14 protein-coding genes and 1 other RNA gene are annotated in these 14,127 nt (G+C 43.4%); all 15 read right to left on the bottom strand.

All coding sequences use genetic code 11. From position 1 onward, the window contains the following. Positions 1-35: 35 nt before the first annotated feature. An RNA gene (rnpB, locus tag AC4JOV_RS10085) (RNase P RNA component class A) lies at positions 36-382 on the bottom strand. A 41-nt stretch (positions 383-423) separates the two neighbouring features. Then, complete coding sequence (locus AC4JOV_RS10090; protein ID WP_229937707.1) at positions 424-2,511, bottom strand: RND transporter family protein; 2,088 nt, start codon at positions 2,509-2,511, stop codon at positions 424-426. Positions 2,512-2,535: 24 nt separating this feature from the next. Then, positions 2,536-3,006 (bottom strand): thioredoxin domain-containing protein, encoded by a 471-nt coding sequence (locus tag AC4JOV_RS10095; RefSeq protein WP_491522149.1) that lies wholly within the window; start codon positions 3,004-3,006, stop codon positions 2,536-2,538. Positions 3,007-3,167: 161 nt separating this feature from the next. Further along, entirely contained in the window at positions 3,168-3,734 is a 567-nt protein-coding gene (locus AC4JOV_RS10100; protein WP_229937705.1) for a 2-oxoglutarate:acceptor oxidoreductase subunit OorC, read from the bottom strand. 12 nt (positions 3,735-3,746) lie between these two features. Then, positions 3,747-4,604 carry a 2-oxoglutarate ferredoxin oxidoreductase subunit beta gene (locus AC4JOV_RS10105; RefSeq protein WP_229937704.1) on the bottom strand — a complete coding sequence of 286 codons (858 nt, stop codon included), beginning with the start codon at positions 4,602-4,604 and terminating at the stop codon, positions 3,747-3,749. 1 nt (position 4,605) lies between these two features. Beyond that, positions 4,606-5,745: a 2-oxoglutarate synthase subunit alpha gene (locus AC4JOV_RS10110; protein ID WP_229937703.1), complete on the bottom strand. Its 1,140-nt coding sequence runs from the start codon at positions 5,743-5,745 to the stop codon at positions 4,606-4,608. Next, positions 5,745-6,077: a 4Fe-4S dicluster domain-containing protein gene (locus AC4JOV_RS10115; RefSeq protein WP_229937702.1), complete on the bottom strand. Its 333-nt coding sequence runs from the start codon at positions 6,075-6,077 to the stop codon at positions 5,745-5,747. Before AC4JOV_RS10115 ends, AC4JOV_RS10110 begins: the two co-directional genes overlap by 1 nt. A 161-nt stretch (positions 6,078-6,238) precedes the next feature. After that, positions 6,239-6,526 (bottom strand): heavy-metal-associated domain-containing protein, encoded by a 288-nt coding sequence (locus AC4JOV_RS10120; protein ID WP_229937701.1) that lies wholly within the window; start codon positions 6,524-6,526, stop codon positions 6,239-6,241. Positions 6,527-6,742: 216 nt separating this feature from the next. Then, positions 6,743-7,615, bottom strand: coding sequence for a succinate--CoA ligase subunit alpha (sucD, locus tag AC4JOV_RS10125; RefSeq protein WP_229937700.1), 873 nt, complete (start codon positions 7,613-7,615; stop codon positions 6,743-6,745). 3 nt (positions 7,616-7,618) lie between these two features. After that, the gene (gene sucC, locus AC4JOV_RS10130) at positions 7,619-8,791 is read right to left on the bottom strand and encodes an ADP-forming succinate--CoA ligase subunit beta (RefSeq protein WP_229937699.1); all 1,173 of its coding nucleotides are present in this window, start codon (positions 8,789-8,791) and stop codon (positions 7,619-7,621) included. Positions 8,792-8,967: 176 nt separating this feature from the next. Beyond that, positions 8,968-10,365, bottom strand: coding sequence for a class II fumarate hydratase (gene fumC / locus AC4JOV_RS10135; protein ID WP_229937698.1), 1,398 nt, complete (start codon positions 10,363-10,365; stop codon positions 8,968-8,970). A gap of 139 nt (positions 10,366-10,504) precedes the next feature. Next, the gene (locus AC4JOV_RS10140; protein WP_229937697.1) at positions 10,505-11,062 is read right to left on the bottom strand and encodes a Fe-S-containing hydro-lyase; all 558 of its coding nucleotides are present in this window, start codon (positions 11,060-11,062) and stop codon (positions 10,505-10,507) included. Positions 11,063-11,073: 11 nt separating this feature from the next. Then, on the bottom strand, positions 11,074-11,925 hold the full coding sequence (locus tag AC4JOV_RS10145) for a fumarate hydratase (RefSeq protein ID WP_229937696.1): 852 nt from the start codon (positions 11,923-11,925) through the stop codon (positions 11,074-11,076). 8 nt (positions 11,926-11,933) lie between these two features. Next, a complete protein-coding gene (locus tag AC4JOV_RS10150) occupies positions 11,934-12,878 on the bottom strand; it encodes a malate dehydrogenase (protein ID WP_229937695.1) in 945 nt (314 codons plus the stop codon). Between the two features lies 1 nt (position 12,879). Next, the gene (locus AC4JOV_RS10155; RefSeq protein WP_229937694.1) at positions 12,880-13,839 is read right to left on the bottom strand and encodes a malate dehydrogenase; all 960 of its coding nucleotides are present in this window, start codon (positions 13,837-13,839) and stop codon (positions 12,880-12,882) included. Positions 13,840-14,127 lie beyond the last annotated feature (288 nt).

A 14,127-nucleotide genomic window follows, 5' to 3' on the forward strand; every position in this document is an offset into this window, starting at 1 on the left:
GGGAGTTATATGAAGATATGATAAGTTGTGCAAAATGGTAAGGTACGCCGTAAGCCGGGTTCTGTCGTGGATAGCTATTTATCTAGGCGATATGTTGCCATACCGCTCAAGCGAAGTACTTTTGCCGCTCGGGGCGGCTTAGCAAGACTTATTACCATGTACTTCTTGCTACGGGAAGGGTTTACCTAGCTGCCCATGTTACCACAGGCACTGGTGGGCTCTTACCCCACCGTTTCACCTTTACCGCTTGCGCGGAAGTCTACTTTCTGTTGCACTTGCCCTCGGATTGCTCCGGCCATCCGTTAGATGGAGCCCTGTCTTGCATGTAGCCCGGACTTTCCTCTCGTGACGGGATGTCACCAGCAGCTACCTGTCGTACCTTGCGCGAATTATAGCATAAAATTCAATACCCTGCAGAGAATTCTATGAACGGGCAGCGTTAAACCTGTCTATAAACAACAGCATCACCGGCAACACAAAGATATCGGTAAAGAGTGAGAGTAAAATCAATGTAGCACTGTACAATCCGATAAGCTCCAAAGAGTGAACCTGGGAGAAGTATAACATCGCAAACACGATGATAAGGATCATAGAGCCGATGATCACGGGGATACCCGAGTAAAAGTACATCTTTTCAAGTGCATGTTTACTGCTGCGGCCAAAGTAGCGTAAGCGGAAGTACTTGAATGCGAAATGGATAGTGGCATCAGATGCCAACCCCAAAGAGATCGTCGTAGCAATAAGCATCTCAAGACTGAGCGGGATAGCAAGCAACGTAACGATCATCCCAAACCATATGATAGGCATAGCATTGACCGTGAAACCTACAAAAGCCATCGCCTTGGAGCGGAAGATCCACCCGGTGATAAAACCGATGATCAACAGTGCAGTAAGCAGTGAACTGGCAAGCAACACCGTTTGGTTGTATTTTGCACTTCCCAGCAGTGTTTCATGATCGATAAAATAGAGTTCGATCCCCTTATAGTGTAATAACCACTCGATCAGTGCTACTTTATTGATGTCATAAAGGTTGATGACGATATTCACGGCGTTTTCATCCAGATATTTGCTGCTTAAACCATAAAGATCCATATAGAAGAGTGCCTGAAGTAACGCTTCTTCATCCAGTGCATCTGTTTGTGAGTTTGCATCATTGAGGTTATGGATAATAGAGGAGAGAGAGACAACCTCCCCTATCTCATCTTCAAACCGTTCTTCCAAAGCTTCTGTAAAGTGCTCAATAGAGTGAACCAAAGGAAGATCTATCTCGTTGTAGGGAATTTTGAGCGCTACCTGTTCATTGTGCACATTGAGTTTGAAAAAAGTGTTACTCTTCCCATAGATGAGATATGCTCCAGTGATAAACAGCATATAGGAGATCGCCAGAAACCCAAAGAGGAACGTTTTGTTATAGTGAATCTCGCGTGAAGTAAAAAAATAGCCTATCTTGGCATAAGGTACATGGGTATGTTCAAGCTCAAAATAGCTCAACATTGCCGGTAGAAAAGTCAGGTTAACCATATAACCCGTCACAGAAGAGATGATCACACTAAGACTTAGCAACCGGATAATCTCCGAGTCGATAAATACTAAACTGCCCAGTCCCAACATCGTGATAACAGATGTCCAGAGTGCAGGCAACATACTCCTGTTCAACATCTTAATCACTGCATTACGTCTGTTGACTTTATATTGAGAGACATGCCAACGGTAGTAAAAATACAAAAAATCCACCAAAGCGATACTGATCGTAATAAAAGGCATCGTGATATGCATCGTCTCAATGCCCGTGAGCATAACGATAAGCGTAAATGTCAACACAGTACTCAATCCTATCACCATAAGAGCACTGAAAAATACTACATAGTTTCTAAATAAAAGCCGAAACACTACAACCATAATCAATAAAAATATCAAGGTGTAACTCCCTAAAATCGGCCACTCTATCTCTCCGTTTTTTGCATCATAGAGATAACTTCCGGGTATCTCTAATCCACTGATATCGATTGTATTTTCCCCGCTGATAAAATAGTAGAATGTATGATAATCATCTTCGACCATGTTACTGTAGTCGTTATCTCTCTCTTTCAGCAGTTTGTGAAGCCTCAGCGTGTCAAGTTCTCCGGTATTGATCACCGTTAACATCTCCGAATCACTGCTCCCCTTTTTCGTCTCAACAAAATCATTGCTAAACAGGGAGGAGACCCTCTCCACACCATCAAGCCCGACAAGCGCTTCATGGAGTCTCTTCAGTGCTTCATGTGTGGGCTCATCAAACTTTTTGACCCTCACCTCCAACTTTGAAAGATGATGGGTATCAAACTGCTTTGCTTCTGTTTTTTGCAACTCATGTGAAGCTTTGAGCCAAAACAGCGCATCTGTAGAGAGAAACTTCGGTGGATAAAGTATAGCCATGAGTAGAACGAACAAGAGATAAAAAATGATCACAGGTATGCGGAATTTGATGATCGTATCTACATAACGATGGATATGGGGTGTGTGATAATACATGGTTGAATACTCCTATGGTCTCCATCACTTTTTTATGAAAAGATAAGGCCGTTTATAGACATCCATCTCTTCAGCAATAGTGTTGATCCTTGAAATTTTTTCAGTTGTGCCCTCATCCCCTTCCGCAGAACGTACTTTCCCTTCGACCATGACCTGTAACAAAGTATCTTTGGGGTGGGGAGACATATAGACAGCTGAGACAACATCGGTTGATTTTAAACGGGGGATACTATAGAGAAAGATAGCGTAACGGTATTTGGAAAGCATCGTACGGTTGTGGGAGACCATAGTGATAAATTTACGTGAATGGGGACAGAGAGGATCTACAAAAACATAGACCTTTTGCTTCCCTTTTCCCAAAATAATGGCATCACTCTCGATACTCTGCAGCAATGTAACCGATGCAGGATAAGAGAGGTGTCTATGTACTTTCTGCTCATCTGCACACACGGTACCGGTTATCAAAGAAAGAGTTAATATCAGTCGTTTCATCATAGATACAGTATAACGTGAATGCAACACAAACTAATTTCAAAAATGAATATTTTTTAATCAATTCAGATAAAAAATAATTATATATAAATTAAAATTGTTAATAAGAAGAGAAAGAGGTCTATACCAAACAGGGGAAACCTGTTTGGTTGAAGAAAAAAATGTTACGCGTTTACTTTAGCTTGTGCTTCATTTGCGTATTTTTTTCCAAGTTCAAAAGCTTTAAGGTTAAGCTCGTGTACTTTTTTCGGTACTTTTGAAAGCATTGTATCGATCAATGTCTGCTCTTCGATCGCATCCATATACGTGTTAGCGATAGCCAATGCAACAACGGATTGTGTGATCACGTTTCCTACTTCTTCTTTTGCGATAGTAATGATAGGAATCTCAACAATGTTCCATTTTTTTCTATCCTCTTCACTTGGGAACACAAGGTTTGGCTCGATTACGATCGTACCACCTTCACGTACACCTTTTTTAAAGGATTGGAAACTTACATCAGCAACAGAGAGCATGAAGTCGATCTGTCCGTCGATTGCATACGGATAGAAGATCTCTTTATCGTCCAACTGGATATCAACCACAGTCGGTCCACCACGTACTTGTGAAGTATACGTTGCAGTTTTGATACCATATCCGCCTGTTTTGATCTTCGCTGCTGCGAAGATCTCACCTGCTAGAAGAACACCTTGACCACCAACACCGGTAAATCTCATTACAATTCTACTCATGTTCTTCTCTCCTTATATTTTCTTAACGAAATCGTCTTGTGTGATCGGTCCACGCTTACCTTGATGCACTGCTTTGATATCTTCATACATATCACAGTACTCTCTTACTACAGTATCTTGCTTCAAGATACCAGTTGGAAGAAGGTTAAGTTGCTCCTCTTCAGTAAGCTTGTCATACTTCTTCTTAGGCATCGTAATGCTGTCGATCCAGTCAAGGTTTTCCATTGCTGATTGCATTTTGTTTTTTCTACCAAGGTTGATGTGGCAGTTTGACATTGCCTCAACATAGGAGAATCCTCTGTGTTTCATTGCTTCAACAAATACTTTTTCAAGTTTTTTAGGAGCAGTTACGTTTTCTCTGGCAACAAAAGATGCACCAGCAGCTTCAGCTAGTTTACACCCGTCAAATGTCGGGTCGATGTTACCGGCTTTTTGTGAAACTGTCCACATCCCTTGTGGTGTTGTCGGTGAAGTTTGAGAGTTAGTCAAACCGTAAATGAAGTTTTGGATAATGATCAATGTCATATCGATGTTTCTTCTACATCCGTGGATCGTGTGGTTACCACCGATCGCAAGACCGTCACCGTCACCCGCAACACATACAACAGTTTTATCAGGGTTAGCAAGCTTGATCCCTGTAGCAAATGCTACTGTTCTACCGTGCGTCGTGTGTACTGTGTTGAAATCAACGTAAGAAGAGAATCTTCCTGAACATCCGATCCCTGAAACAACACATACTTCATCTTTTGAGAGTCCTAGCTTCTCAACAGCACGAATGAATGATTTAAGAACGATACCGTCCCCACATCCCCAACACCATAGTGTCGGCATTTTTTCAAGTCTTAAATAGTTATCATAATTAAAAGCCATTTTAGAATACCTCCTTAACCTTTTCAATAATATCAGCAGGAGAGAATGGGCGACCGTTTGTTTTAGTCAATTTCTCAATATCTTTTCTTCCCATCGCTCTTTGGATCTCTTCAAGGTACTGACCTTGGTTAAGCTCTACAGAAAGTACTTTATCAAACTTCTGTCCAAGCTCGTACATTCTCTGCTCCGGGCTTGGCCATAGTGTGATAGGTCTGAACATACCTACTTTTACGCCTTCAGCTCTAAGTATCTCTACCGCCTCTTTGATCGCAAGTGATGCTGAACCGTATCCGATAAGAAGGATCTCTGCATCATCAAGCTTATACTCTTCGTTCAATTCGATCTCATCCGTATGCTCATCAACTTTTCTAAAGAGTCTGTCGATCAGTTTTCTACAGGTTTCGATCTCTTCAGTAGGGAATCCCATTGCATCGTGGTGTAGTCCTGTATAGTGGTATCTGTACCCTTTGAACATCGGGTTAAGTACCGCAGGCTCATCCTGTGCTACATCATATGGTCTGTAGTCTTCAGGTGCACCGTCAAATGATTTTCTCGGTTTGATTCCTGCCTGAACTTCTTCTACAGTAGGGATCATTGCCTTACCGTGCATGTGTCCGAGTGTCTCATCAAGCAGTACGAAAACCGGTTGCATGAATCTGTCAGCAAGGTTAAACGCTCTTACTGTTTCAGTATAACACTCTGCAAGGTTACCGGCACATACAGTAATTGATTTGTAATCACCGTGGCTTGGGTTCTTAGCCTGAGCAACGTCACCTTGTGCAACACGTGTAGGAAGACCTGTTGATGGACCACCTCTCATAACGTTTACAACAACCAACGGTACTTCTGCCATCTGAGCAAGACCAAGGTTTTCAGCTTTCAATGAAATACCAGGTCCTGAAGTCGCTGTCAATGTTCTGATACCTGACATACCTGCACCGATTGCTGCAGCAACACCAGCGATCTCATCTTCCATCTGAATCGCTGTACCGCCTACAGCAGGTAGAAGGTCAGAAATCGTGTGCATTACTTCACTTGATGGAGTAATAGGATATCCACCAAAAAATCTACATCCAGCATCTACCGCTGCAATCGCAGCAAGGTCGTTACCAGTTGATATAATTTCTCTTAATTCCGCCATTAGTTAGCCTCCTTATAGTCCGCAGGTAGTCTATACCCATTATTTGTAATTGCTTCTTGTCTTGCTTTTGCCGCGTCAGAAAGTTTAGCAAATTTAAATTCGCTCTTCTCAGCAACATATATTGCAAAGTCTGGACATGAAAGTTCACACTCGTTACATCCAATACATGAATCAGGTGCAATTACTGAAATCATTGCACCGAGTGTTGAACTTGGCTCTGCCTTCATAGAAAGTACACCTGCCGGACATGCATCCACACAGATATCGCAAGCTTTACATCTAGCTGTATTTACCCATACCGGAGTATTCTCTGGTGCTGTCATTACTGCCATTTGTGCCCCTTTAATATATTATATTTAAGTGAGATAAACAATTCACTATGGTTGAGGATACACTAGTTTCTCTAAGGAGGCTATGAATAACATAGCATTATTGTAACTATAAGTGATTTTGTTACATTTCGAAGCAAGAAAAACTGGACCCGTTGACTCTTTTATTGATTCATTTTCCCAATAGCACAAGAGATGATACTTTTTGCCTTCATTGTATTGTTTTCAACAAAGCCCATCTGCTCAGATTTCATAGGATAACCAAGCTTTTTGAGTGCTGCTCTGAGTTGCGCTATCCTCTCATCTGCGATATCTACCGTAATTTCCCGAGGCTCCTTAGTCAGATCTACTTCTACTTCTCCGAACTCTTCAGAAAGTTTTGACTTCAGTGTTGATGCACATCCGCCACATTTCACATTCAGCACTTCAAATGTCTGTTTACGACTTATCATTTAATGCCTCCATTGTACTGAATTTTACACAAAATATTTTGTGCTTTCTTGCACTGCATTTTAATGCTTGTAATTCTTGTCATACTTATACCTTTTATGCATATTAGGAAATTATAGTAAAAAACTATATAAAATGTGTGTAAATTAATTTATTTTATAGAAAGTGGAGAGTGTTTCCCAGGGGAATCCCTGAGAAAAAGAGAATCTTTTAGATTCTTACTTGGAAAGAACTTCTTTAACCGCTTTACCGATCTCTGCCGGAGAAACAACGACTTTAACACCTGCTGCTTCGAGTGCATCCATCTTCTCTTTAGCAGTACCTGCACTACCAGATACGATCGCACCGGCATGCCCCATTCTCTTACCTTTCGGAGCAGTTTGTCCTGCAATGAAAGCAACAACAGGCTTAGTGATATTCTCTTTGATAAACTTCGCTGCCTGGATCTCAAGATCCCCACCGATCTCACCGATCATAACGATCGCTTCCGTTTCAGGATCCGCTTCGAACATTGGCAACAATTGTTTATAAGAAAGACCGATGATCGGGTCACCACCGATACCTACAGCAGTAGTGATACCAAATCCTTCCTTACATACCTGGTTTGCACCTTCATATGTCAATGTACCGGATTTAGAGATAAGACCTACATTACCTTTTTTGAAGATCATACCAGGCATGATACCGATCTTACACTCTTCAGCTGTGATAATCCCCGGACAGTTTGGCCCGATTGTTTTCATACCGTGCTTTGTTGCATAAGCTTTTGCTGCCTGCATATCACGTACCGGTGCACCTTCCGTAATGATCACGGCAAGTTCGATACCTGCATCCGCCGCTTCCATCACTGCATCAGCGACAAATGCAGGTGGAACGAATACCATAGAAACTGTAGCACCGGTTGCGTCAACCGCTTCTTTTACTGTGTTAAATACCGGCTTTCCAAGGTGCTCTTGACCACCTTTGTTCGGTGTAACACCACCAACAATATTTGTACCGTATGCAAGACATTGTTCGGCGTGGAATGTACCTTCACCACCCGTAAAACCCTGTACGATTACTTTTGTCTCTTTGTTTACTAGAATACTCATCTCTTACTCTCCTTTTGCTGCTGCTACTGCTTTTGCTGCACCATCTGCAAGGTCAGTCGCTGCGATAACATTTTCGATATTTGCATTTTTAAGAATCTCTGCTGCTTCCGGGGCATTCGTACCGTCAAGTCTGACGATAACCGGTACATGTACATCAGTCAGTTTCGTTGCTTCAAGGATACCGTTAGCGATACGGTCACATCTAACGATACCACCGAAGATGTTTACAAAGATCGCTTTTACATTCGGGTTTTTAAGAATGATCTCAAAACCTTTTGCCACTGTTTCCGCATTTGCAGTACCACCAACATCCAGGAAGTTTGCCGGCGTTCCGCCCATATAGTTGATCGTATCCATTGTTCCCATTGCAAGACCTGCACCGTTAACCATACATCCGATCTCACCGTCAAGTGCAACATAGCTAAGTCCATAACGGCTTGCTTCTCTCTCATCCGGATCTTCTTCAGAGATATCTCTCATATCTTCAATTTCAGGGTGACGTCCCAGTGCTGAGTCATCGAATCCCATTTTACCGTCTAGTGCCAGGAAATCACCCGCACCGGTCTTGATCAGTGGGTTGATCTCGATAAGTTCAGCATCATTTTCCATATAAAGCTTGTAAAGTTTTGAAGCAAAATCGATGAATTTTTTCTGCTCGTTTTTATCAGTAATTCCAAGACCGAATACCAACGCTCTACCGTGGAAACCTTGGAATCCGATTGCAGGGTCAACGGCTACTTTGATGATCTTTTCTGGAGTCTCTTCTGCTACTTTTTCGATCTCCATACCACCTTCGGTAGAAGCCATGATCACAGGCATCTCTTTTGCTCTGTCAAGTACCACACCAAGGTATAGCTCGTCTTTGATGTCTGCACCCTCTTCGATGTAAACTTTCTGTACAAGTTTACCTTCCGGTCCGGTCTGGTGTGTTACAAGTGTCATTCCAAGGATCTCGCCAGCAAGCTCTCTCACTTCATCGATAGACTTCGCAAGTTTTACACCACCACCGAGTCCTCTACCACCTGCATGGATTTGTGCTTTTACTACCCAGATATCTCCACCGAGCTCTGCTGCATTTTTAGCTGCTTCATCCGGAGTGTTGGCAACGATACCTCTTGGCGTAGGAACACCATATTTAGCAAAAATTTGTTTTGCCTGATACTCATGAATATTCACGTTATCTCCTTTAAAATTACAAATTAATGGATATATTATAGGATTTCATCAGATAATATAGGATTAATTCTATTATTAGTTCCATTGATTTTGAAAAAGTGTATTGTATCTACACAGTTTTAGAGAGGTAAAAAGGAAAATAACAGAAATTGAAGTCCCTCTTCCTCTCAAAACTGTTACGCTTTAGGTGCGATCATCTCTTCGGGCTTCACTGCCGCATCAAACTCTTCAGCACTCATCAATCCAAGATTCACCGCTTCTTCCTTCAGAGTTGAACCGTTCGCATGCGCTGTTTTTGCAATTTTTGCGGCATTTTCATACCCAATATGCGGATTAAGCGCTGTTACCAACATCAACGAATCATGTAAAAATCTATCTATATTCTTTTTCAGCGGTACGATACCGATAGCACAGTTCTTGTCAAAACTGATCATCGTATCACTCAAAAGCCTGATAGATTGTAGGATATTATAGGCAATAACCGGTTTAAATACATTAAGTTCGAAGTTCCCCTGGCTTGCCGCGATACCAACAGTAGCATCATTTCCCATGACCTGTACCGCGACCATCGTCATTGCTTCCGCCTGTGTCGGGTTCACTTTACCGGGCATGATGGATGATCCTGGTTCATTTGCAGGGATCTCTATCTCTGCAAGTCCGCACCTTGGACCTGATGCCAGCCATCTGATATCGTTTGCAATCTTCATCAGGTTTGCGGCCAATGCTTTCAGTGCCCCGGAAAGTACCACTTCGGCATCATGGCCGGTCAAGGCATGGAACTTATTGGGCTGAGAGACAAAACCGTAATTTTTTTCCATAAAACTATTGAGTTCTGCTGCCACCTTGTGTGAAAATCCCGGATGGGAGTTCAGCCCCGTACCCACAGCCGTGCCGCCAATCGCAAGTTCCCTGCAGTACTGCAGGGCATCATTGATCTGCTTGAGATTTGTATCCAGCATGGCAACATACCCTGAAAGCTCCTGCCCCAATGTCAAGGGTGTCGCATCCTGCAGGTGTGTTCTTCCGATCTTGACGATATCAGAGAAGGCTTTGGATTTTACTTTCAGCGTCTCTTTGAGCTGGTTCAGTGCGGGGATGAGTCTGTCTGTCACAGCGACGACCTCGGCGATACGCATGGCTGTAGGATAGGTATCATTGGAGCTCTGTCCCTTATTGACATCATCATTGGGGTGGACAAGCTTCTCTTTGGTAAACTCTCCTCCAAGTATCTCAGTCGCTTTGTTCGCCACCACTTCATTCATATTCATATTGGACTGCGTACCCGAACCCGTCTGCCAGACAACCAATGGGAAATTATCATCCAGTTGACCGCTTAGCACACTGTCACATGCCTTGGCGATCGCTTCTGTCTTTTCATCATTCAAACGCCCTAATTGATTATTGACCAGCGCACATGCCTTTTTAAGATTTGCAAAACCGTACAGTACCTCCAGAGGCATCTTCTCATCTCCGATCTCGAAGTTCATGACAGAACGTTGTGTTTGCGCAGCCCAGTACTTATCTGCAGGTACCTGCATCTCCCCCATTGTATCTTTTTCTATACGATATTGCATGACCGATCCTTTTATAGGTACTTTATATTTAACTATAATATCCGATAATATTTAAGTGAACTTAAAAAGAAAGAAGATTGTGTGAAGAAGAGATGCATACCCTAAAAAGGGTATGCACAAAAGTGGATAAAATAAAGGATTAATCTTTGACTTCGTACTGCTCTCTACCCATTTGGTAAAGATCGCTTCCGTACGTATCGTTGATCACCGTGACAGGAAAGTTCTCGACCTCGATTCTGCGTACAGCTTCAGGACCGAGTTCAGGGTAAGCGATCACTTCTGCACTTTTGATCTGCTTCCCTAAAAGTGCACCGGCACCGCCTGTTGCACCAAAATAGATACCGTCGTATGCGACACATGCATCTTTCACTTCCTGGTTTCTTTTCCCTTTACCGATCATTCCTTTTGAACCATGCTTCAGCATCGTAGGGGAATAACTGTCCATACGGTAAGAGGTTGTCGGTCCTGCACTGCCGATAGGGTCACCCGGCTTTGGAGGAGTAGGTCCCACAAAGTAGATCACCGATCCTTCAAGATCAAACGGCAGCTCCTCCCCTTTTTCAATAAGCTCTACGAGTCTTTTATGTGCTGCATCTCTCGCAGTAAAAATCGTCCCGCTTAAAAATACCGTGTCACCTGCTTTGAGCTGTTTTGTATCTTCGCTGCTCAGTGGCGTTGTCAAATTATATGTTGCCATCCTCTTTCTCCTTATAGTGTGATATGTGTATGTCTGGATGAGTGACACTGTACATTCACAGAAACAGGCAGTGAAGCGATGTGACATGGATTTGCTTCGATATGTACCGCAAGCGCTGTTTTTGTTCCCCCCATACCCATTGCACCGATTCCAAGTTTGTTCACTTCATTAAGGATAGTCTCTTCAAGTTCTGCCATCTCCGGATCAGGGTTTACGCTGCCGATATCTCTAAAGAGTGCATGCTTAGAGCTGATCGTCGCCTTCTCGAATGTTCCGCCGATACCTACACCGATCGTAATAGGAGGACACGGGTTACCGCCTGCATCACTGATCACCTCTTTTACATACTCGATGATACCTTCCTTCCCTGCAGCAGGAGGAAATACTCTCGCTCTACTTACGTTTTCCGATCCGCCGCCTTTTGCCGCATATTCGATTGCTATCTTGTCCCCTGCTACCAGGTCAAAGTGGATGATCGCCGGAAGGTTGTAGCCCACTGTGTCTTTAAGGTTTGCTCTGCTGAACGGTTCACATGTCGAAGCACGGAGGTATCCCTCTGTGTATCCCTGTTCTGTCCCTTCATTGATCGCATCTTTCAAAAGGCCGCCTTTGATCTTTACCTCATCACCTACCTTCACAAAGAAAACAGCAAGTCCTGTATCCTGACACAATGGTCTTTTTTCATCTTTTGCGATATCGGCATTTTCAAGGATCTGACGGATCACCTCTTTACTTACAGGTGACTTCTCCTCTTCCATTGCCTCTTTTAGTGCATCATAAGTATCCTGAGGAAGATCTGTACCGCTATACATGATCATATCCTTAACGGCTTTTACCACCTCATTATATTCGATTTCTCTCATTTTACATCCTACTCAAAAAATTTATGCTCGGTCAAGATATCGATGCTCTCCTGAATAGAATCTACCGATACTTTAAACCTACTTTGTGTCTCATCATCAAGACCGATCTGAATGATCTCTTCAATCCCGTTGCGACCGAGTACCACAGGTACACCCACACAGATATCCTCATATCCGTACTCTCCTTGAAGCATCACGGAAGAAGAGACAACGATACGTGAATCAGAGAGTATCCCATCCACCATATGCGCCACTGCACGGCCGGGACCATAGTATCCTGACGTACCCAAGTGTTTTACGATTTCGGCACCGCCGTTTTTTGTACGTTCAATGATCTGATCCATCTGCTCCTGGCTCAAAAGTTCACTTGCATTCACCGACCCTATCTGTACCTTCTGCGGTAGCGGGATCATATGCTGTCCGTGATCACCGATCACAAGATCACCCGTTTGTGTCATACCGTACCCAAGTGTCTCATAGATCTGGTAGGCCATTCTGGCACCATCCAGTGCACCTGCCATCCCGATGATACGGTTACGTTCCCATCCTGTCATCTTATGGATCACGTAGGTCATTACATCCAGAGGATTGGAAACACAGATGATGATGGCATCAGGAGAGTGCTTTGCTACATCACCTACTACATCTTTCATGATTTTGGCATTGATCATTAAAAGATCTGCTCTTGTCATATCACCTTTTCTCGGTACCCCTGCAGTGATCACAACAATATCGCAATCTTTCATCTCTGCAGCACTCTCTACCGCAGTTACCTTGGTACCTTTTGGCGAATAGTGCGCTGCCTGCCCCATATCGATGGCTTTGCCTTTCGCCACACCTTCAGCGATATCGAACAGAACGATCTCATGACAACTCCCCATCATAACGAGGGAGTATGCCGCCGTTGCACCTACTGCACCGGCGCCTACAATTCCTACTTTGCGTCCTTTCACACTATGCCTCTTTATCAAAGAATTTAAGTTCATAGAGCTTATCAACCATCTCCTGTACAGAGGCTACTGACTTTGCAAAACGCTCTTGCTGAAGTGGTTTGAGTGACATCTTGATCACCTCTTCTCCACCTCCTGCTCCGATCATTACCGGAACACCTGAAACAATCCCTGAATACCCATAGTCATTTTCGAGCATAATCGCACAAGAGTGGATCTGCTTGGTATCTCTCAGCATCGCTTCAACCATGATCGCTGTTGATTTAGCCGGTGCATAATAGGCTGAACCATCACCAAGAAGGTTAACGATCTCTGCTCCCCCCGTTCTTGTCTTCTGTACGATCTCGCCGATCTGTTCTGCATCAAGCAGGTCTTCGATGGGTACACCGGCAACGGTAGTAAACTTAGGAAGCGGTACCATCGTATCACCATGCCCACCCATAACGGTTGCACGGATCTGTCCCGCACCATACTCAAGTTTCTCATAGATAAAGTGTGCCATACGCGCCGCATCCAATATCCCTGCCATACCAAGTACCCTTTCTCTTGGGAACCCGGTAACCTTTTGTGCGACATAAGTCATGACATCCAGCGGGTTGGATACTACGATGACAACTGCATCAGGGGCATACTCACGAATCTCTTCTGAGTACTTTTTCACGATATCAGCATTCTTTGTCAATAGATCATCTCTGCTCATACCCGGTGTTCTGGGTGCCCCTGCAGTAATGACTACGATATCCGAATCAGCCATATCTTCCGGCCCTTTAGCCGCCCTCACTACCGTGTGTTGACGTGCAGCATTGGCTGCCTGTGACATATCCAGTGCTTTACCTTTTGCTTTGTTATAGTCTCTACCGCGCAATAAAACATTATGACATGCACCGTTCATCGCCAAAATAAATGCGACGGTTGAACCAAAGTTTCCAGTTCCAATCACTGTTACTTTTTTACCTTTAGCCATTTGAATCCTTTTTTGTGAGATTCATAGGGTGACTCTTTAGCAAAACATAACTCATCATTTTAGGGCTTATTGCCCGTAAGATCATCAATAATGTTTTGCAATGCTATAGGACACAAGCAAGATCAGGAAACCTTCACAATGGATAAGAAAAATGTAAGATTTTGCAAGAGGATTTCAAATCCTAGCTTTAGCTAAGATGAAGTAAACATCTTGTGAAAGATTACGTTTTTCTTATTCACCCTTCGGGCATCTCTCGCTTTCCCTCTTATGCGTCGTTACTTACTCTTG

This window comes from Sulfurovum sp. MH2-6 (assembly GCF_058374785.1).